The sequence below is a fragment of the Pseudoalteromonas sp. SR44-8 genome (assembly GCF_014163635.1).
GTDB lineage: Bacteria > Pseudomonadota > Gammaproteobacteria > Enterobacterales > Alteromonadaceae > Pseudoalteromonas > Pseudoalteromonas rhizosphaerae.
In genome coordinates this window covers 103,029-121,249 of record NZ_JACJDS010000014.1, presented here as the reverse complement: position 1 = coordinate 121,249, position 18,221 = coordinate 103,029, and the positions used below count along the sequence as shown (strand labels likewise).

At 39.8% G+C, this 18,221-nt stretch carries 13 protein-coding genes and 1 pseudogene; 10 read left to right on the top strand and 4 right to left on the bottom strand.

Annotated features, from left to right (window positions below; all coding sequences use genetic code 11):
* Positions 1 to 26: 26 nt before the first annotated feature.
* Positions 27 to 665, top strand: coding sequence for a pyridoxamine 5'-phosphate oxidase (pdxH, locus tag H5183_RS09180; protein ID WP_182731506.1), 639 nt, complete (start codon positions 27 to 29; stop codon positions 663 to 665).
* A 6-nt stretch (positions 666 to 671) separates the two neighbouring features.
* Positions 672 to 1,445 carry a TatD family hydrolase gene (locus H5183_RS09175; protein ID WP_182731505.1) on the top strand — a complete coding sequence of 258 codons (774 nt, stop codon included), beginning with the start codon at positions 672 to 674 and terminating at the stop codon, positions 1,443 to 1,445.
* On the opposite strand, the gene H5183_RS09170 is transcribed toward H5183_RS09175, so the two are convergent.
* The gene (locus tag H5183_RS09170) at positions 1,412 to 2,032 is read right to left on the bottom strand and encodes an AhpA/YtjB family protein (RefSeq protein WP_145235511.1); all 621 of its coding nucleotides are present in this window, start codon (positions 2,030 to 2,032) and stop codon (positions 1,412 to 1,414) included. The genes H5183_RS09175 and H5183_RS09170 overlap by 34 nt on opposite strands.
* A gap of 296 nt (positions 2,033 to 2,328) precedes the next feature.
* Between H5183_RS09170 and serB the strand changes: the two genes are divergently transcribed.
* Positions 2,329 to 3,342 (top strand): phosphoserine phosphatase SerB, encoded by a 1,014-nt coding sequence (gene serB / locus H5183_RS09165; RefSeq protein ID WP_182731504.1) that lies wholly within the window; start codon positions 2,329 to 2,331, stop codon positions 3,340 to 3,342.
* Positions 3,343 to 3,347: 5 nt separating this feature from the next.
* Here serB and H5183_RS09160 read toward each other — a convergent pair whose 3' ends face one another.
* A complete protein-coding gene (locus tag H5183_RS09160) occupies positions 3,348 to 5,834 on the bottom strand; it encodes a PilZ domain-containing protein (protein WP_182731503.1) in 2,487 nt (828 codons plus the stop codon).
* 373 nt (positions 5,835 to 6,207) lie between these two features.
* Between H5183_RS09160 and radA the strand changes: the two genes are divergently transcribed.
* The 6 genes from radA to H5183_RS09130 all read left to right on the top strand — a co-directional run bounded on the left by radA (position 6,208) and on the right by H5183_RS09130 (position 12,540).
* On the top strand, positions 6,208 to 7,593 hold the full coding sequence (gene radA, locus H5183_RS09155; RefSeq protein WP_182719606.1) for a DNA repair protein RadA: 1,386 nt from the start codon (positions 6,208 to 6,210) through the stop codon (positions 7,591 to 7,593).
* Positions 7,594 to 7,751: 158 nt separating this feature from the next.
* Complete coding sequence (locus H5183_RS09150) at positions 7,752 to 8,684, top strand: hypothetical protein (protein ID WP_182731502.1); 933 nt, start codon at positions 7,752 to 7,754, stop codon at positions 8,682 to 8,684.
* Positions 8,685 to 9,985: 1,301 nt separating this feature from the next.
* Entirely contained in the window at positions 9,986 to 10,273 is a 288-nt protein-coding gene (locus H5183_RS09145) for a hypothetical protein (RefSeq protein WP_133469023.1), read from the top strand.
* Positions 10,274 to 10,357: 84 nt separating this feature from the next.
* On the top strand, positions 10,358 to 10,678 hold the full coding sequence (locus H5183_RS09140) for a hypothetical protein (protein WP_182731501.1): 321 nt from the start codon (positions 10,358 to 10,360) through the stop codon (positions 10,676 to 10,678).
* Positions 10,679 to 10,806: 128 nt separating this feature from the next.
* Positions 10,807 to 11,223, top strand: coding sequence for a hypothetical protein (locus H5183_RS09135; protein WP_182731500.1), 417 nt, complete (start codon positions 10,807 to 10,809; stop codon positions 11,221 to 11,223).
* A 102-nt stretch (positions 11,224 to 11,325) separates the two neighbouring features.
* On the top strand, positions 11,326 to 12,540 hold the full coding sequence (locus tag H5183_RS09130; protein WP_182731499.1) for a beta-propeller fold lactonase family protein: 1,215 nt from the start codon (positions 11,326 to 11,328) through the stop codon (positions 12,538 to 12,540).
* Positions 12,541 to 12,638: 98 nt separating this feature from the next.
* Here the strand turns inward: H5183_RS09130 and H5183_RS21770 are convergent.
* Positions 12,639 to 12,934, bottom strand: a pseudogene (locus H5183_RS21770) (hypothetical protein); the annotation flags it as partial.
* Positions 12,935 to 13,985: 1,051 nt separating this feature from the next.
* Positions 13,986 to 16,703 carry a TonB-dependent receptor gene (locus H5183_RS09125; RefSeq protein ID WP_145241265.1) on the bottom strand — a complete coding sequence of 906 codons (2,718 nt, stop codon included), beginning with the start codon at positions 16,701 to 16,703 and terminating at the stop codon, positions 13,986 to 13,988.
* A gap of 487 nt (positions 16,704 to 17,190) precedes the next feature.
* Between H5183_RS09125 and H5183_RS09120 the strand changes: the two genes are divergently transcribed.
* A complete protein-coding gene (locus H5183_RS09120) occupies positions 17,191 to 18,183 on the top strand; it encodes a pectinesterase family protein (RefSeq protein ID WP_310736579.1) in 993 nt (330 codons plus the stop codon).
* Positions 18,184 to 18,221 lie beyond the last annotated feature (38 nt).

Here is an 18,221-nt window from a genome sequence, read left to right as displayed (position 1 = left end):
AGAACCTAGAACCTAGAGGGAATTTTATGAAACTTGAAGATATCCGTCGTGAGTATTTGCAAGATGCTCTGAGCGAAGAGAATTTACTTGATGATCCATTCAAGCAATTTGAAACCTGGCTTGAGCACGCGGTAGCAAGTAAACTGCCAGATCCAACGGCGATGGTGGTGGCAACGGTTGATGAAATCGGTCAGCCTTCGCAACGTATTGTGTTGTTAAAGCATCTTGATGATAACGGGTTTGTGTTTTTTACCAATACCGGCTCGCGTAAAGCACAAGAGCTTAAAGGCAATAATAAAATCTCTTTGCATTTTCCGTGGCACCATATGGAGCGCCAAGTGATTGTTTATGGTGAAGCACAACCACTGCCAACTTCAGCGGTTGCCAAGTACTTTTTGTCACGTCCCAAAGAAAGCCAGTTAGCTGCATGGGCTTCAAAGCAAAGCCGTCCTGTATCATCGCGTAAAGTGTTGATGGAAACTTTTGCTAATATGAAAACCAAGTTTGCTAAAGGCGAAATACCATTGCCAGATTTTTGGGGGGGATACTGTGTTGTGCCAACAAAAATTGAGTTTTGGCAAGGTGGTGCACACCGCCTGCATGACCGTTTTATATATCAGCGTCAAGCTGATAACAGCTGGCAAATTACACGTTTAAACCCATAGTTTATTATGGCGTTTATTGATTCCCACTGCCATTTAGATTTTACTGAATTTGATGCCACCCGCAGCAAGCTAATTCAGCAATGTCAGCAGCTGGGGATCGAAAAATTGATCGTGCCGGGGATCACTTTGGCACAATCTCTTTCTTTATGCGCTTTTGCTAAACAGCATTCTGCAGTGCGCATCGGTGCAGGTTTACATCCTTACTTTTTAGCAGAATATCACCACAGTCATTTAGCCAAACTGACTGAGTTTACTGTGCAACATCGCCAGCAATTGGTCGCTATTGGCGAATGTGGCATTGACCGCAGTATTGACGATATTGTTTTGCAAACTCAGATATTTGAGCACCATATTGATCTTGCTAATCAGCTTGAATTGCCATTGATTGTGCATCATCGACAAAGCCATGACCTTATTGCACAGTCATTTAAGCGCTGTAAGCCAAAATATGGTGGTGTTATACATGCTTTTTCAGGCTCATTACAACAAGCACAGTATTATATTAAACAGGGTTTTAAACTCGGGGTGGGCGGGGTGATCACTTATCAGCGAGCACAAAAAACACGTTCCGTTGTTGCTCACATAGCACCTGAACACTTACTACTTGAAACAGATGCACCTGCAATGCCGTTAGCGGGCTTTCAAGGGCAAATAAACACGCCGTTACAGTTACCCCTGGTGTTTGAGCAGTTATGTCAATTAAAGCAGATCACAACACCTTATAAGGCTGGTTTTCAAAAGCAGCTTTATGATTCGTGCTCAGAACTTTTTCGGATATAACGATTTACTTGCCAGCGCTTTAAACCACGGCCTAATTGCCAAGTAAAAATGCAGGTTATCACTAGCATTAGTAATACTTGGCGGCCTAAGTCATGAAAGCTGCTATGACTGGTTGCTACTGCTGAGCGGGTCAAGTAAGTTATTGCAACAAATCCTAGTGGGCGATCGTCATCACTGATTATCGGTTCAACAAACGGGGTTTTAAGTTTACTAATACCTGGAGTGGAGTTGGGCAGCTTACCTAAAATATGGTGAGCTTGCCAATTATCACTACTGGCGATAAGTATGCCTTGCTGATCATAAATCGTTGCAGCCAGTACAAACTCATCTTTGCTTATGCTGTTACATAAGGCTGTTAATTCAGGTTTGTTTTTTTCAAGTAGCGGCGTTTTGGCATTGAGAGCCATAAAACGAGTTAAGCTTTTTGCTGTGCTGTCGGCACTATCATAAAGCAACTGGTGGCTTTGAAAACTACCATTAACAGCAACCCAAGTCAGCAATACAAAGCATGCCGCAGCAATACTTAATCGCACTAGGCGTTGCCTAAGAGATGCTGAAATAGGGTTTTTAAGATGGTTATTTTTCATAGTCACCGTTTACGCTGCTGACAGCTTTTGTTTTTGATGTTACAACTAAGCGTAACTATAACCTTAAATCCCCCTTTATGGCGAATTAATACCAATCGACTTAAATATTTAGTCTTTCTAGCGTGCTAAATAAAGCGCTAACGGCGTTATAAGTTTTTTATGTAGAACAACTACATATAAAACTTATGCCTTGTTATCACTCTATTTATCCGTCGCTATAAATGACCAATAACCTAACCCGATTGGTATAATTGTTATTTTACAGGGGAGACATTAGTATCATTTTTGGAGTTATCATGACATTGGAGCGCTTTGCGAGCCTTTCATCAGAGCAGTTATCGGCACAGTTGTCGTTAGGTATGTGGTATCACTATCAAGATGCTTTATTAGTACCAACAAGCTTACCAACTGATCCGCAAGGAATGTTTAGTATTGCTTTTGCAGGGGACTTTAGCGGCCAACAACTAGCTAATATAATTAACTTTTTAGCTCAGCAGCAGTTTATTGTCAGTGCATTTTGTCGTTATCAACCAGAGCCAAACTTAAGCCCCGCACTGTGTTTTTACAGCGAGACACTAAGTCCAAGCATTAATCCTTTGGTACTGAATGAATTTGCCCATCCATTGGGATTTCAACTTGTACAAGTTAGTAAGCCACCGATTTTAACTAAGCCCGGTTTATTAGTAATGGATATGGACTCAACCGCCATTACGATTGAATGTATTGACGAAATCGCAAGGCTTGCTGATGTATATGATGATGTCGCAGCGGTAACCGCACAAGCGATGGCTGGTAAGTTAGATTTTAGTGAAAGCTTACATCAACGAGTCGCTAAACTTGCGGGTATTGAGCAAAGCTTAATTGATGAACTAAAAAATAGTTTACCATTAATGTCAGGGATCAAAGCGCTATGCCAAGTGCTAAAGCAGCATAATTGGTATTTAGCCATTGCCTCAGGTGGCTTTGTGCCATTTGCTGAACAAGTGCAAAAACTGCTTGAACTAGACGAAGTACATGCCAATGTTTTGGAATTTAAAGATAATAAGTTAACAGGTAAAGTGCTAGGCACGATTGTTGATGCGCAGCAAAAAGCCGTGGTGTTGAGCCAATTACAGCAACGATTAAATTTACCTACGCAACAAACAGTAGCGATTGGTGATGGTGCGAATGATTTGACCATGATGGCTGCGGCAGGACTCGGTGTTGCCGTACACGGTAAACCTAAAGTTGTTGAACAAGCCCAAGCTGCAATTTGCCAAGGCTCGCTATTACAACTGTTATATTTATTAACTATTCCTGTTATTAAGTAACGGAGTTAAGTTAGCCGTTTAAGCCAAGTCTGCTTGCGCTTATTCATTTGGTCTACCAGCTCTGCGGTAAAGTCCAAATGACTAAGCGTTTCATCTGTTACATCAACCATGTCACCAACACCTGTTACTGCCCACAGTGCCTCTTCAAGATCTTTTGCTTTGTGCAATGCATATTGGCTTACGTATTTTAACTCGTTAGATAAGTAATCTGTATCAGGGCGGCCAGTGCGTGAAATATAAATACGCATTATAAAGATCAACTCAGATTTGAGACCTTTCTTTAAAAAGAGTAACTGTGGGGCATAATCCTCGCCTGCACTGCACTTGCTTTTTATAGCGTCTTTAATGGTCGGTTTTTTAGGATCAAAACGAATAAATAAAGTGAAAGGTAGAGGAGGATCTTGACGACTGCGATCTTTTATAAGCGGTGTGATCACGCCATTGAGCTGCTCTGGCGATAAAAAAGCATCAATGCTGGTGGTATTATTAAGCAAGCCATAGTTTTGCAAAATAATATGCAATGGGCTCGGGTACAAGCCTTGACCAATTGCTCCTGTTTTAAAATGTGCAGCTTCTTTATGTAAATAAAACGGAAATTGGCAGACACTTTTAGTTACCATATTTCGCAGCGCTGTCGATAATCCTGGCACCTTTGGCGCTTCTTCAGATACTTTTAGTTTATCTTTATTATTTTCAATTAACTGCGTAAAAAATTTCACCCCTTCGTGTGGGTTATCAACAATACGTAAGGCTTTTAAGTTGATAGTGGTGAACGATTTACTGACCGCCATCACTTCGTACTTTAATTTACTCAGCGTGTGCTTTTTGGTTATTTTTTGCAGCTCAGGTAAGCTTAATTCAACAACTTCACCTTTTTGAAAAGTAACCGGTTGGTCACACTCAATTTGCAACCCCATCACCGAGAAATCACGACTATGAGCGGTATGTGTTTGCTCATCCTGAGTTGTTAATACTACATCGGTTTTATACAAATAGCGTTTGTGAGAGCGTAGGTTTACATACTCTAAATCCACGGTTTCAAGCTTTGGTGGGGTTTTATGTTTGCCATGGCCAAAGTGCTTGAGCTGATTAACTATACTTTTATCGTAACTAAAACTTTGATAATGCGCTCGTTCAAAGTCTGTTCCGACTGCTGTTAAAATCACTAGATATTTTACGTCTTTGATCATTCCTTGTACGCGAGGCGTTGGTGGCTTGTTTAATTTTTCAATATCTTTGCCAGCGGTATTTGGTAAGCTTAATGGAATAAATGAATCTTCTGGATGGCTTGGCATTAACTGTACTTTAAAACATTGCCAGCTTTCTTTTTGGCTACCAAAACCAAAAAATAATGCGCTTAATTGCGGCTCTGCAGTCAACTCCGTGCGTGTTGCTGAGTAATAATATACTTTTCCAGCAACCACGTGCGTAAAGGTGTATAAATACTCTTCTTTAACTGGGGCTGGGTTACTTAGTAACTGACTTAAACGTTGCTGATTTAAAATAGTGTATAAACATGACAGCTTTCGCTCATCGCAAAAATAACGCTGAATAAAAATATTGTTTTCAGTGGTCAGCACTAAACTTGGGTAGAGTTTATCGTTTTGCAAACTAAAAAAAGTAAATAACGAAGTCACCCGGGGAATATAGTACTGCTCATAGCCTTTTGAGACGACGGCATCTAAAGTATTATCTAAATTTACTTTATAGCGACGCTTATTGCCGTGAATAAAGCTTTCTAAAAACTCATCAAATTTTGCGTTATTTTCTATAAAAGTACGTTTTAAGCGAATATGATTAAATTCCGCAGAGATTTTCTCAACTGCAACAACTTCATATTGAATGCCGTTTTTTAAACCTAATTCAAAATCTTGCTCAAGACCGACTAAACGCAGTCCTAATAACTGCCCTTTTTTGACTTGATAGCGCGGTGAGAGCTTTATTTTTGCGCCACTTAAAGATATATCTGAGGTGGTTGCTGCAATGGTGTTGTCTTTGTTGAGTTCTACAGTGATTTTGATTGAATAGTTCATCCGTTCTTCACGGCGACTTTCATAAGAGGCAAATTTAATAACCTGGCAATCTAATTTTTGTTCATTCTGTAACTCAGGTTGCTTAGCTTGTTCAGCGGCTTTTTTTTGCATTACACGATGGTTATTATCGGTGTTCATTACAGCTTCGTAAACAGCAAGGGTATAACCACCATGGCGTTCTATGGCTTGTTCAAATACCGCAATAGCGGTTTCATCCATAAAGTGTTGTTTGCCTTCATACTCATAAGGTTTAACTTGGCCTGTTACTTGGCCGCGTAAATCAATAAAACGGGCGATAGGTTGCGACAAGCGCGACATTTCCATCTTGATCAAGAACTGCTCAGGTTTTGTTAAACCCGCTGTCTTCGATTTAAAGATCGTGTCAAATTTGGCATTACCTAAATATGATTTAAGCTCATCAACTAAACTTTCATATTTAAGCAGAGTGTCTTCAGTCATTTATAAAACCATCACCGTCTATTCTAAAAAGTTGGTATACTGCACATGTATTTACACACTCACTTGGTTGCTGGTTTGCAGCATGTGCGGTGTAATGAGTTACCATCTTTAATTTTTATTATTATGAGATTGCCAAATAAATGGCTCATTACTTTAGTTTATTAATCAAAAAAGCCCAAGCTAAAAAGATTAAGCAAAAAATATGCCCTAAAGTAAAAGTGATAAACCTTGCTTTTTTATATATCTCGATTGTGGCGTTGAATTGCCTTATTGGCAAGGTCAATATTCAGCGCACGATAACGTAACAATAAATTAAAGATCATCCTAGTATGGACATAAATGATTTCAAAATGACGAAGGTAGGCAAAAGTTAATGGCAAAAGCGGCAAAAATAGAGTTTGTTTGCACCGAATGCGGAATGAACTACCAACGCTGGCAAGGACAGTGTCGCTGCGGCGCATGGAATACCTTAGCCGAATTTAAGCCCTCAGCAGGGCAAACTAAAAAAGCAGCAACGCGCAGCGTTGTTGGCGGCTATGCTGGTGGCGTTGGCGGTGGCTCGAAAAAAATTAATGACATCGCAACCACCGAAGCCGAAAAGCAACTAACCGGTATTGGTGAACTTGACCGAGTATTATCAGGTGGCGTAACCACAGGTTCTGTGAATATTATTTCAGGCGATCCCGGAGCAGGTAAAACGACTTTATTATCGGATTTAGTCGCGCGCATGTCACAGCGTATGCCATCACTTTACTGCACCGCAGAAGAGTCGTTATCGCAATTTAAAAATCGTGTTAATCGCTTAAAACTCGATTACAACCCAGACGAACTGTATTTGTTATCAGAAACCAGTGTTGAAACCATTATCGACGAGCTTGAAAAAAATAACATCAAGTTTGCAGTAATCGATTCTATTCAAGCGGTTGTTACTGATACCGCAAACGGCAGCCCAGGTTCACCGTCACAAGTTAAAAGTGCCGCGCAAGCGCTTACACAGTACTGTAAGCAAAACGACGTCACTATGTTTATTATTGCCCACGTAAATAAAAATAATGAAATAGCGGGGCCGCAAACCTTAGTGCATATTGTTGATGCGTTATTACATATCGACACTAACGATGGGCAAATACGTACCTTGCGCGCCAATAAAAACCGCTTTGGTGACATTGATACTGTAGGCATTTTTAGAATGTGCGAACGCGGTATGCTAAGTGTTGATAACCCCAGTGAAATATTTTTATCGGGATCAAGTACCGACTCACCCGGTTCAACCATTACTTGCATTCGAAAAGGTAACCGCAACTTGTTGCTCGAAATACAATGTTTAACTACCGAAACCGAGGCGGAGTTTCCACAGCGAGTGTGCGTAGGTTTAAATATGAACCGAATAAAAATGCTCACTGGTATTTTACGCAAGCACACTAAAACCAAAATCTTTCATGATACGTTTTTTAATATTGTTGGCGGGCTGAGAATTGATGAAACCGAAACCTGTATCGATTTAGCCTTAGTGACTGCCTTACTCAGTAGCTTAAATGAGTTTGTTGTACCGCGTACCACCTGCATAATGGGCGAGCTGAGTTTAAACGGTGACGTACGGCCAATCGACAGTGGCGTGCCACGCGTTAAAGAAGCTGCCCAACATGGTTTTACCGAAATATTTATTCCATTTCGTAATTACCATAAATCAATGGAAGGGTTAGGCGCTAAGATAACCCCAGTTAAAACAGTGCATGAACTGCTAAGTTTAATTAATTAGCCACGCTCAAAAAAGTGCAAATCAATTTGCACTTACTTATGCTAGGCCTTATCAAAGGTATTATTGAATGATACGCTTAGCAAAATCTTAAGTCTAAAGCCGTTAGAGACTAAGCTAAATAACAACGGTGATAATAGAAATCGTAATAAGGAAATAGAATGAAAAAACTCGCAATTGTTGCTGTTGTTGTCGCTGCGGCTATCGGTGGTGTTAGCTATGCAAATCATGCACTGACTCAAGAAGTTAAAGTAGAAGTTGATCGTCAGCTTGCATTAATGAGCCAGCAAATGGGTGTAACAGCCAGTTATGAAGATATTTCGGCCAGCGTGCTTGGGCAAAGTGTTGAAATATCAAATATGCAAATCACTGGTTTTGATCAGCAGCCGGTTGCTAATATTGCGAGCATTGAAGTGGCGGGATACGAAGTAGATAAAATTGCTCCTCGTACCGAGTTGAGCATAAAAAACTTTACCTTCAGTGAGCATTTTTTAGCGCAGTTACCACCAGACGCTAACAATAAACTCGCTGCTGCTAGCTATGATCTCCATACATTGATGAACTATGATGAAAAATCAGGTGATAGTGATATCGACTTTGCGCTTAATGCTAAAAATATTGTAGGCCTTAATTTTAACCTCGGTCTAGCAAAATCAACCGCATTGATGAATGCTTCATTGGCGCTGAGCAAAATGCAGCAACAACTAGGTAGTCAACAGCCGACTTTAGAGCAGCAATTACAGCAACAAACCTTACTAATGGAGGCGCTTGCAGAGCTTGAACCACGCAGCATCGAAATTGCCCTCAATAACGAAGGTGAATTTAAAGCACTCGTCGAACAAACGCTTGAAAAGCAAGGTATGACGCTGGAGCAAATGCAGCAAATGGTCAATATGCAGCTACAACAAGCGCCAGTCAGCGAGGAACTGAGTGATGCGATTAAAAACTTCACGCAAGGCTTAAGCTCATTAACCGTGTCAGCAAGCTTGCCAGAAGGGCAAACCATGACCGAAATTAACCAACAGATCTTCACCCTAATGGGGCAACCAGAAGAATTGGCAGAGTTTATAAATTTAAAAGCGAAGGGCGAATAGCTCTTAGAGCTATAAGTTGTAAGCCTTAAGCGGTAAGTTTAAGACAAAATACAGTTTTGAGTTATTTTAAAGCGCGAGTTAATCTCGCGCTTTTTTATGGGCGATTCGGGTGAGGGACTAGGATTTAGGCGCTAGGAACTAGGAAAAACCAAAGCAGGTCGGCGTAAAATTTATTATCGTAGGTTGTGGTTCAGAGCAACGAAACCCAACGGTGAAAATTAAAGTTTAGAGATTGTTTCAAGTGGGAAACTGACGTTGATATAGATTTAGGATAATAACTCATTGAATAATCAAGCTGTTGTTTGCTCCCATATTCAGGAAAATGAGCGACACGCGTATCTTTATCTGCTTTATTTTCCTGTATTCATAAACAGTTTTGATTTTTTTTAACAACTCGCGGGTTTATTTCTTGTAATTTACAATAACAAAATAACAACAAAGATAAATCCCTTGATTTACATTTAGATACAGAGTTAGACTGAAAATATTAAAAAACTCAAAGGATTTTCTGTCTGCAACTTGTGGGTTTAGATCCTTTGAATAAGCTGTTAGAGCATACGAGAATGTATATCGAGAAGTTGTCGGGTAGGTTTCCGGGCCATCTAGAAGAAGACATAAAAGTTATTGAGGACACTCTCGATCTTGGCTCGAAGCATAAGTCATACGAGCCATTCGAGATAACCTTCGAAACGAATACTTTGACTATACCGACGAGAATTTATGCAGATGCAGGCCAGCTCGGTATGCTTAAGAAATTATCACCTATTCAAAAGGAGATGGTTTTCTGTTTGTTTTCTCGACATCATGATGGCTTTGTGAGGGAAAGGTGTTTGAAAGAGTTTATAACTTCAAACAGTTCGTTTACAGCACCTTATATACTTCAGCTTTTGGGTGAGTACGTAATTGAGATTATCGAGGTTATTTACGAAAGTCGAGGTGAAATCAACAAAGCAAACTTAGTCGCCTATATCTCTGAGAATCCCAATCATTATGAGAAAACTAGGCAGAGGGTATATAGCTACTGGGACTGTTACTATCGCAGAGCATATCCGAAGTACAAAAGAGGCGTAGCTCCAAAAGGTGAAAGTTACTTAGATTACCCAGGCATTAAAACGGTTAAATATATCAATGCATTACTATCTAGCCACAAGCTCTAACAAGGCGCTGCTGCCGGACAATTTTTCGCTGCGCTTCAAAATTGCCGCAGAGCGCGGCGTTAGCTTTGCGGAGGCATTATCGACACTTTTATTTTTGTGATTGGTTCCGTACTGTTCTTTGTATTGGTCATAAAGTTGGAATCTATGATCCCTATTAACTTTTTGGATAAAGTAGAAAGAACGTTTAACGATTTAGGGACAAACGTGCAGGTAAGAACAAATTCTTACTCCCGTTTTTATAACACCAAAGGACGATTGATAAAAAAGTCGGATATATCAAAAATTCAAATAGCTGGTTGTCTTACACTTTTTACGTTATCAGATAACGCAATAGATATTACAGTTCACCCAGCCAATAGAGATATCGTGTTTGAAAAAGCAAAAAGTATATTTACAGAGGCTCAAATTGTTGAAATTGATATACAAAGCTAACAAGCCAAGCCAGCGGAAAACCACTCACTGGCTGCGCCAAAGCGTTCGCGTTTTCCGCTGCTTGGGGCGTTAAGTGTCACAAACATGTATAGCTTCGAAGATATAAAGAAACGATCTGAGTCAGAGGATGAGCTTGTAGTTGGCTACAATGATGCCAAGGAACTACTTTATCTTTTTGAGCAAAGTAATACGCAAGTACTCGGATGGGAAGGATGGCTAAAATATGAGGACGGTAATGTTGGCCTCTCCCAAAGGTATCAGGGCACAGCTGATCTGAAAGATATGCCAAACAAATCGGCAATAGCAATTATAAAAAGTACTATTATGCAGGCCCACACAGAGTGGGAGGAAAACCCGGAGGTAAGTAATGCGAGCTTACTATTCTGCATTACCACCAACACTTAACAAATTGCTCCATTTGACGCAGCGGTCTACGTTCCTTTTTGTGCATTCGCTTCGCTCATTGTTGCACAAAAATCCACTACAACCGCTGCGCAAATGAGCAAGGCGTTATACAACTTAGGAAACTGCATTTGCTGAATATTTCGTTAAAACTGTTTTTAGTTGGCTTGCTGCTAAATCCTTTTCTTATCAATCTTATTGGGTTTATCAATCCATTTTGGGCTGCTTTAGTTTTGGAAGAACCAGAAAAGAGCCGAGACATCCTTCATGCATTTCAGCCGTATGTCCCATTTGTTTCTATTATTTACGTAGCCGCCTTGTTTTATCTGGCTAAAATTGAAAAGCGGATATGGTTAAAGGTAGTTTGTGTAATTTGTTCAACTCTCTATATTGGCTCATCAATTTATGGTTTGCTACCTGACGAAGGTGTACTTTATACCATTACAACTACTATATATTTCTCTATGGAAACTTCGTTACTTTTCATCGCTGGGTTAATATTAATTAGACAATCTTCTGCATCACAAAGTGGTGAAATCGTTGTATAACAAGTTAAATCATCGGAAAATCCCTCGCAGGCCAAACAACGGCCTGTACGCTCGGACTTTCCGCTGTTTAAAGCGTTATGTTTCTGAGAGAGTGTAGAGTTAATGTGTAACAATAAAAAGCTGATTTCATTACTCATCTTCATAATGCTAGTTAACTTCAATGTTGCTAATGTTACTGCTAGTGGGATAGAGAGTCTTCAGCTCATCCAAATACTAAAAGATGATGTTAACGATGTTGATGGTTTGGGTAACCCCAGAAGCGTTAAAGTTCTTTCAGATAATTCTAAGGTTTTTGTGTCCAGTGGAGACGATAATGCTTTCGCTGTTTTCAATTTGGACAAGGATTTTAAATTGACTTTCAGTCAAGTGTTTGAAAATTCCTCTACCAATATAAATGGTTTAGAAGGTGCTTCTGGTGTTACCTATTTTGATCGTGGTAATCAAGTAGTTGTTACTGGCTTCTATGATGGTGCCTTAAGCAGATTTTCTCAAAATAATAGTAGTTACCGTTTTAGCCAATTTATCAGTGACGGTCTAAGTTATGACAGAGTATTTGATAGTGATGTGCCAGTGGGTGAATTGGATAACCTTGGTCTTCTAGGTGCTTGGGATATCGTCAAGACTAGCAACGAAAAGCAACTCTTTGTTGCAAGTTATATGAGCAATGCCATCTCCATTTTAGATATAATGGTGGATAAAAAGGTTACTTTTAATCGAGTAATAAAAGACGCCAGACCGCTTGACAATAACTTGGGGAAACCTATTGCTGTAGCTTTATCTCCATTAAATAATGAATTATATGTTCTAGGTTTTGATGGTCATCAATTAACTATTTTTGATAGAGATGACAAAGGTGACTTATTGGTAAAACAAGTATTAAAAAATGGCGTTGCGGGTGTGGAGAAATTTATTAATCCACAAAAAATTGTTGTTTCACCAAATGGAGAGTTTTTGTATGTCGCTTGCGCAGGAAGTGATTCTCTTGTTGTTTTTCATAAACTAGATACTGGACAATATACATTTTTGCAGGCAATAGATCATTTAGATGTTGGCGGTTCCGGTCTAGAGGGAGCAAGTAGCTTAGCGATATCGTCTGACGGCTCAAAAGTTTATGCAGCCGGGGAGTCGGGTGTCGGTCTATATTTATTTAGTGCGGGAGTTGATGGACGACTTAGCTATAAGAATAAGCTATTAAGTGTTCATGATAATGAATTAAAGAGGATTTCATCCCTTACTCTTACCGAAGATAATCAACATCTATTGGTTGCGACAGGTAAAGGTAATTCGCTATTCATCTTTAAAATAAAGACCATTTAAATGTCACGAAACATAATCGGGTAGCCGGAGGTCTCTAACCTCCAGCCCCCACACCACCCATCATGCGCTTTTTATTAGCAGGAAGTGCAATGGGCGGTTCATCTCCCGTAATGAATATTGATCCAAATATCTCTCAATGACACTAACCCTTGTGAAGCTAAGTAATCATTGCTTAATGCAATGTTAATCCCTTTTGTTTTTGAGCTTCTACAAGGACCTTCGCTTCCAAGCGCCTACTTTTGGTACTGGTGATACCACATGCAATGGCGAGTCGTTCGCTAACACCCAATTTCATTAAACTGCGTACTTTAGTGCGTGCTATTCCTTATAAATAGTGCCATTGTCGCCAGTAGCACATTTTTATCCTACGGCGGATCCAGAGATCTAAATCCACCGTTAGCTATAATAATCAAAGTCAAAATAGACAGCCCAATGGGGCGACGGCAGCTTTTTATTGAAGGAATGGCAAACGACTAGGCTGTATAGAGCCTGCATTCCTTTAAATAAACAGCGGAATATTACAGTCAATAAAGGCATGAACAAACTGACCTTACGCGGTCAAATGAAAGTGAATGCTTTCACTTCATACTGCGGCAACTATATTGCTTAGTTCATAATATAGAAAAGCTGCAAAACAGGACGCATTAATAAAGATAAGCTGCTACCTCTCCAAATAAGCCACTTAAACACCTGCAATCCCTTCCAAAACGCCCATTAAAGCAACAGCAAATCCTCTTTTTATATTTTACGTAAAAGTCAGTTGTCGATTGAATCAAAATAGGAACTCAGCTATGGTTAATGCATCAATAAAAATAAATTAAAAACGAGTTATTCTACAGGCTCGTTAGTTGCACTGGAAAATTATGAGTACAGCTGGAATTATCATTTTTGTGTTCCTACTTATCACATTTATCTTCACTTTTAGAAATTTCGTCATTTTCATAACAGCTTTTTGGCGTGGTAAATTTAAATTAAAAGAGTGTAATTGCTGGTTGTTGGGTTTTATTATTTTTGTATTAACTTTTAGTGTCACAACGCATTTTCATGAAGAGTTAGGTATAAAGAAAACTTGTGCACAAAATGCTGCAACTTGCTGAGTGGGTGCAACTTAACACATATGAGCCTTAACTCGGTCAATAGGCACTAGTATTCTTTTTGACCGTTTTATACAGTGACGGTCAATTCTAAATCAACTCTAATTCAATAAGCAAATTCGTTTACTTCGTTTGTCGATGTGGCTGTTAAGCAAGTAGCTTAAGGCAAATACATATAAGGTGCGTTACTCAGTAATCGATTATTGCAATCTCATTGCAGCCTACTTTTTTGCATATCTTTATGGGTTTTTACAAACATTACATAAAAGCTAGATACAAAAAAGCCCGCATATTTTATGTATCTGCGGGCTTTTTTATCAGCTCAAATAGACACTGATTCGTTGCAGTTTACTAAAATGTATAACTTGCGCCGATAAAGTATTGTGTACCGGTATGGCTGTATTCTCTCGTTAAGTTGAGATCTCCGTCTCCGGTACCATATATACGTTCAACTTCGTCTGTTAAATTAATAATTTCCAGTGAAAGCGAAATGTTTTCATTCACATTATAAAATGCAGATACGTCTACATGAGTCGGACCAAACTTACGCTCTTGAGCATGGCCGTTTCCGGCTGGCTCTTGAAGTAGGTAATCATCGCGTTTGTTTAGTGATATACGAGCGCCATAGTTTTCTTCATCATAATACAATGTTGCATTATAAGAATTGGGTGACAAGCCTGTAGAGTCTTGTGCGCTTACATGTGTGAAGTTAGCAACCACACCAAAGTTAGACAGCCAACCGTCTAAAAAGATAAAGGGTTGTTGATACATCAGCTCATAACCAGTCACGCTATAGCCGTCGTTATTATTGACTGGTATGCGGTGTGTATAGGTTTGCGATGCGGGGTCACCTAGGGGGGCTGTGGCTATATACTGAGGATCAGCGTAAATAGATGGCCAAAACTCTTCGTCTACCAGTTTTTCTACTTCTTCAGTATCAAGAGAGGTCACTATGTCTTTATTAAAAACATTAAAAGCAACAACAGCTTCTTCTGCGAAATACCATTCAACACTCAGGTCAACATCATTTGATTCATAAGGGTTCAGTCCAGGATTACCTAAGTTACCTACAGTAAAAGTCGTATACCCAAACTGCGGTGAAGCAATATTTAAACTACCTAGACTTGGGCGAGTCATGCTGCGAGCATAAGCAAAACGAGTCACTATATCATCGGTGACTTCAAGTGCTAAATTCATCGATGGTAAGAAGTTATTGTAATCGCGCGTAACCGACAAAGGACTATTGTTTATAATGGCTTCAGAAGTGACCTCAGTGTTGACATAGCGCACGCCAAAGTTAGTACGAAGATACATGTCACCAATTTCATGATCACTGTTTAATTCAAGGTAAAGGGCTTGTGTTTTCTCACCTACCACCCAGCCTTGAGCTGCATTATTGGTATAATTATGAGTAAGAATACCGTCGGCCTCTAGCTTATCAAAGTCAGCAACAAGAAAAGGAGCCAAAGTAGCGCCATCTAAGCCTTTACCAAAATCCGAATACGGAAATGGGGTTGTATATTTTGAAGGATCAAAGGGAGTAAAGTCACCATCTGCCGTTCGATATTCTACTTCTCTGTCATTAAAGGCAAGTCCGGTTTTTATATCAAAGCTATCTCCGGCATAAGCGAGATCCAGTTTCACTGTGGTATTTGATTTTTTAACATCGTCACTACGATTAGAGGCATTGACTGCATCAAGGTAGTTATTAGGATCGGTCGTATCGTAATCGCCATAATCTACTGTCGCTGCATTTCCACTGCTGTAATCATAGGAGTAGAAGTGGGGAACCGATCGGTAGTAATAACGAATTTCCTCTCTGTCAGCGTCGTTTTTAGCCATACCAGCCATAAGGTCAAGCGACCAGCGATCATTAAGTTGAATATCGCCAGATAATACATACTGGTCAAATATCGAATCGGACACCTGGTATCGGCTTTCGTACCATGAGGTGACATTTTCAAAACTGCCAGCAATAAGGACTTTACCCGACTCATCGACCGTAAACGAAACGGGGCTTTGACCTTGGAAATCACCCGGAGCACCACGATTAACTAGCCACTCCATAGAGTTGTAGTTTCTGCGATCATTTTCTAACTCAGAATGCAATATATCCAATGTGAATAACATGTCGTCATTAGGCTTATATTGCAAAGAACCGGTAACCCCAATACGTTTTTGCTCATTCCCGAAAAAATCAGCCCGCGGTAACCGAGGTACCCATAAACAGGATATAGCTTCTTCAGCACCACAGTAATTACTAGGCGTTCCGTTGATGGTCGATAGCCCAGAAGTGTCACCCCATGTGCCATTACCAATTCGATTTGTTGGCTCCCAGCGCACGCTGCCAAAGCCTTCTTGACGCACACTTCTATCTGATACTGCGACCGAAAAAAGTGCACCAAAGGTATTATCAGCAAATGTATTACTGGCTAAGAAAGCAAACCTAGGGTCAACTTCACTGGTTAAATCATTATAGCCACCTTTAAGTGACAGGGTCGAATTGAAGCCGGGGTTATCAAAAGGGCGTGCAGAGTACATATCGACTGTACCAGCAATACCACCTTCTTCAATCGAGGCTGTTTGCGTTTTTTGAATATCTATACGGTTGAAAAGCTCTGATGCAAATACATGGAAGTCAAAGGCTCGACTATTGTTAACAGTTACGCCGCCAGAATCGAGACCATCACTTCCTGCGGGTACTTCCATACCGTTAAGCGTAGTTCGGGTAAAACCCGGGCTAAAACCTCGTAGAACAATATTACGACCTTCACCACCTTCGCGCGATATTGCCACTCCAGGAACTCGCTGAATGGCTTCTGCCACATTCAAGTCTGGAAACTTACCAATATCTTCAGCCATAATTGACTCACGAGTATTAGCTGCATCTCGTTTGGCTTCTAAGGCTTTAATTAAAGAACCACGAAAGCCTTTTACTTCAATGACCTCAACATCCTCAGATGCTGCTGGTTGAGATTCTTGAGCGTTACTAAAGAATGAACTTACGGTAAGGGCGGCAAGCACGTTAGTAGCAATTAAGCTTTTTATAAATGTGTGTGTTAGTTTCATTATTGCTTCCTTGGAACAAAGAAAGATTAAATTGCGCACTATTTGATAAGGTAGCGCGTTAAATTAAAAGTAGAGATGCTGTTACTTTGTTTACATAAGTTACCACTAATAAAATTTATTTTTATCAGATTGCCACCGGTGGCAGTTTGGTGTCAAGTTGTTTGTTAATATAATGTATGATTTGTATCGTTAGATCTGCGAGCTTTATTTTTGTAAAAAATAACACGCTGATTTTTTTAGGGAATGATATTTAAATAAATTTGCCACCGGTAGCATAGTTTGTTAGAAATAAGTATTGAAGAAGATTTTTTGGATAAATACCAGTCCAATTAGTTGGAATTGCGTTACATGCTAACTTCGTTCACAGATAATCAGCTATGTTGCAAACTGTGACTGCTATGTAAAAGTTATGGCTACAGGTGTTCAGTTGCTGTCCCCATAAGATGAGAGCGATTGTGATATCAATAATAAAAGGGTGGTTACGACAGTGATTACAAAAAACAAAAGAACAAGTCCTTTAGCGCTTTTAATTACATTGTTTCTTGTATCATTTGGGGCGCGATCGGTAGTGGCTCAAGAGTACGCCACAAAGATGGTAGTCTCCAAAGATGGTACGGGCGATTTTACTTCCATTCAGGCAGCAATCAATGCAAGTAAAACTTACCCTTGGCATGACATAAGTATTTTCGTTAAAAATGGCGTTTATGCAGAAAAGGTAGAAGTTTACTCATGGAATACACGAATAAAACTAATAGGTGAAAGTAAAGAAAATACAATTATTACCTATGACGACCATTTTAATAAGATAAATTTAGGTCGAAATAGTACCTTTCACACATATACATTAATGGTGCGAGGGAATGACTTTAGCGCCCAAAATTTGACTATTATTAATAGTGCAGGCGCGGTTGGGCAGGCTGTTGCTTTGCATATCGAGGCTGATCGAGTAAGCATAAATAACGTAGCTATCAAAGGCCATCAAGATTCCTTGTACCTAGCTGGCGAAGGGTTTCGCTCGTATTTCAAAGATTGTTATATCGAAGGCACCACAGACTTTATTTTTGGTGAAGGCACAGCAATGTTCGAAGACTGTGAAGTTAAGTCACTCAGTAACTCTTATATTACAGCTGCTTCTACCCCTAAAAATCAGGCGTTTGGATTTGTGTTTAATCGTGTGAAGTTAACTGCCAGTGCTGCTGTTGATAAAGTTTATCTTGGCCGTCCTTGGAGACACCACGCTAAAACTGTGTTTATTAACTCTGACTTAGGTCAGCATATTGCTCCTGAAGGTTGGCAAAATTGGGGGGATGTTAGTAAACAGGAAACCGTTTTTTATGCTGAGTTTAATAACTCAGGGCTGGGAACTAATAGTATTAAGCGAGTGGCTTGGGCGCATCAACTGAGTCAAGTCGAAGCGCAAGACTACACCATTAAAAACGTGATGCGTGGCTGGCAGCCAAATATAGTTAGTAAAAAATGATCTTACTTACTCGCCACAGGCCTACTTTAAACATGCTA

What these genes read in the sequence shown, in the direction of transcription:
- pdxH (WP_182731506.1), top strand. Translation starts at nt 27, where the DNA reads ATGAAACTTGAAGATATCCGTCGTGAGTATTTGCAAGATGCTCTGAGC.
- H5183_RS09175 (WP_182731505.1), top strand. Translation starts at nt 672, where the DNA reads ATGGCGTTTATTGATTCCCACTGCCATTTAGATTTTACTGAATTTGAT.
- H5183_RS09170 (WP_145235511.1), bottom strand. Translation starts at nt 2,032, where the DNA reads ATGAAAAATAACCATCTTAAAAACCCTATTTCAGCATCTCTTAGGCAA.
- serB (WP_182731504.1), top strand. Translation starts at nt 2,329, where the DNA reads ATGACATTGGAGCGCTTTGCGAGCCTTTCATCAGAGCAGTTATCGGCA.
- H5183_RS09160 (WP_182731503.1), bottom strand. Translation starts at nt 5,834, where the DNA reads ATGACTGAAGACACTCTGCTTAAATATGAAAGTTTAGTTGATGAGCTT.
- radA (WP_182719606.1), top strand. Translation starts at nt 6,208, where the DNA reads ATGGCAAAAGCGGCAAAAATAGAGTTTGTTTGCACCGAATGCGGAATG.
- H5183_RS09150 (WP_182731502.1), top strand. Translation starts at nt 7,752, where the DNA reads ATGAAAAAACTCGCAATTGTTGCTGTTGTTGTCGCTGCGGCTATCGGT.
- H5183_RS09145 (WP_133469023.1), top strand. Translation starts at nt 9,986, where the DNA reads ATGATCCCTATTAACTTTTTGGATAAAGTAGAAAGAACGTTTAACGAT.
- H5183_RS09140 (WP_182731501.1), top strand. Translation starts at nt 10,358, where the DNA reads ATGTATAGCTTCGAAGATATAAAGAAACGATCTGAGTCAGAGGATGAG.
- H5183_RS09130 (WP_182731499.1), top strand. Translation starts at nt 11,326, where the DNA reads ATGTGTAACAATAAAAAGCTGATTTCATTACTCATCTTCATAATGCTA.
- H5183_RS09125 (WP_145241265.1), bottom strand. Translation starts at nt 16,703, where the DNA reads ATGAAACTAACACACACATTTATAAAAAGCTTAATTGCTACTAACGTG.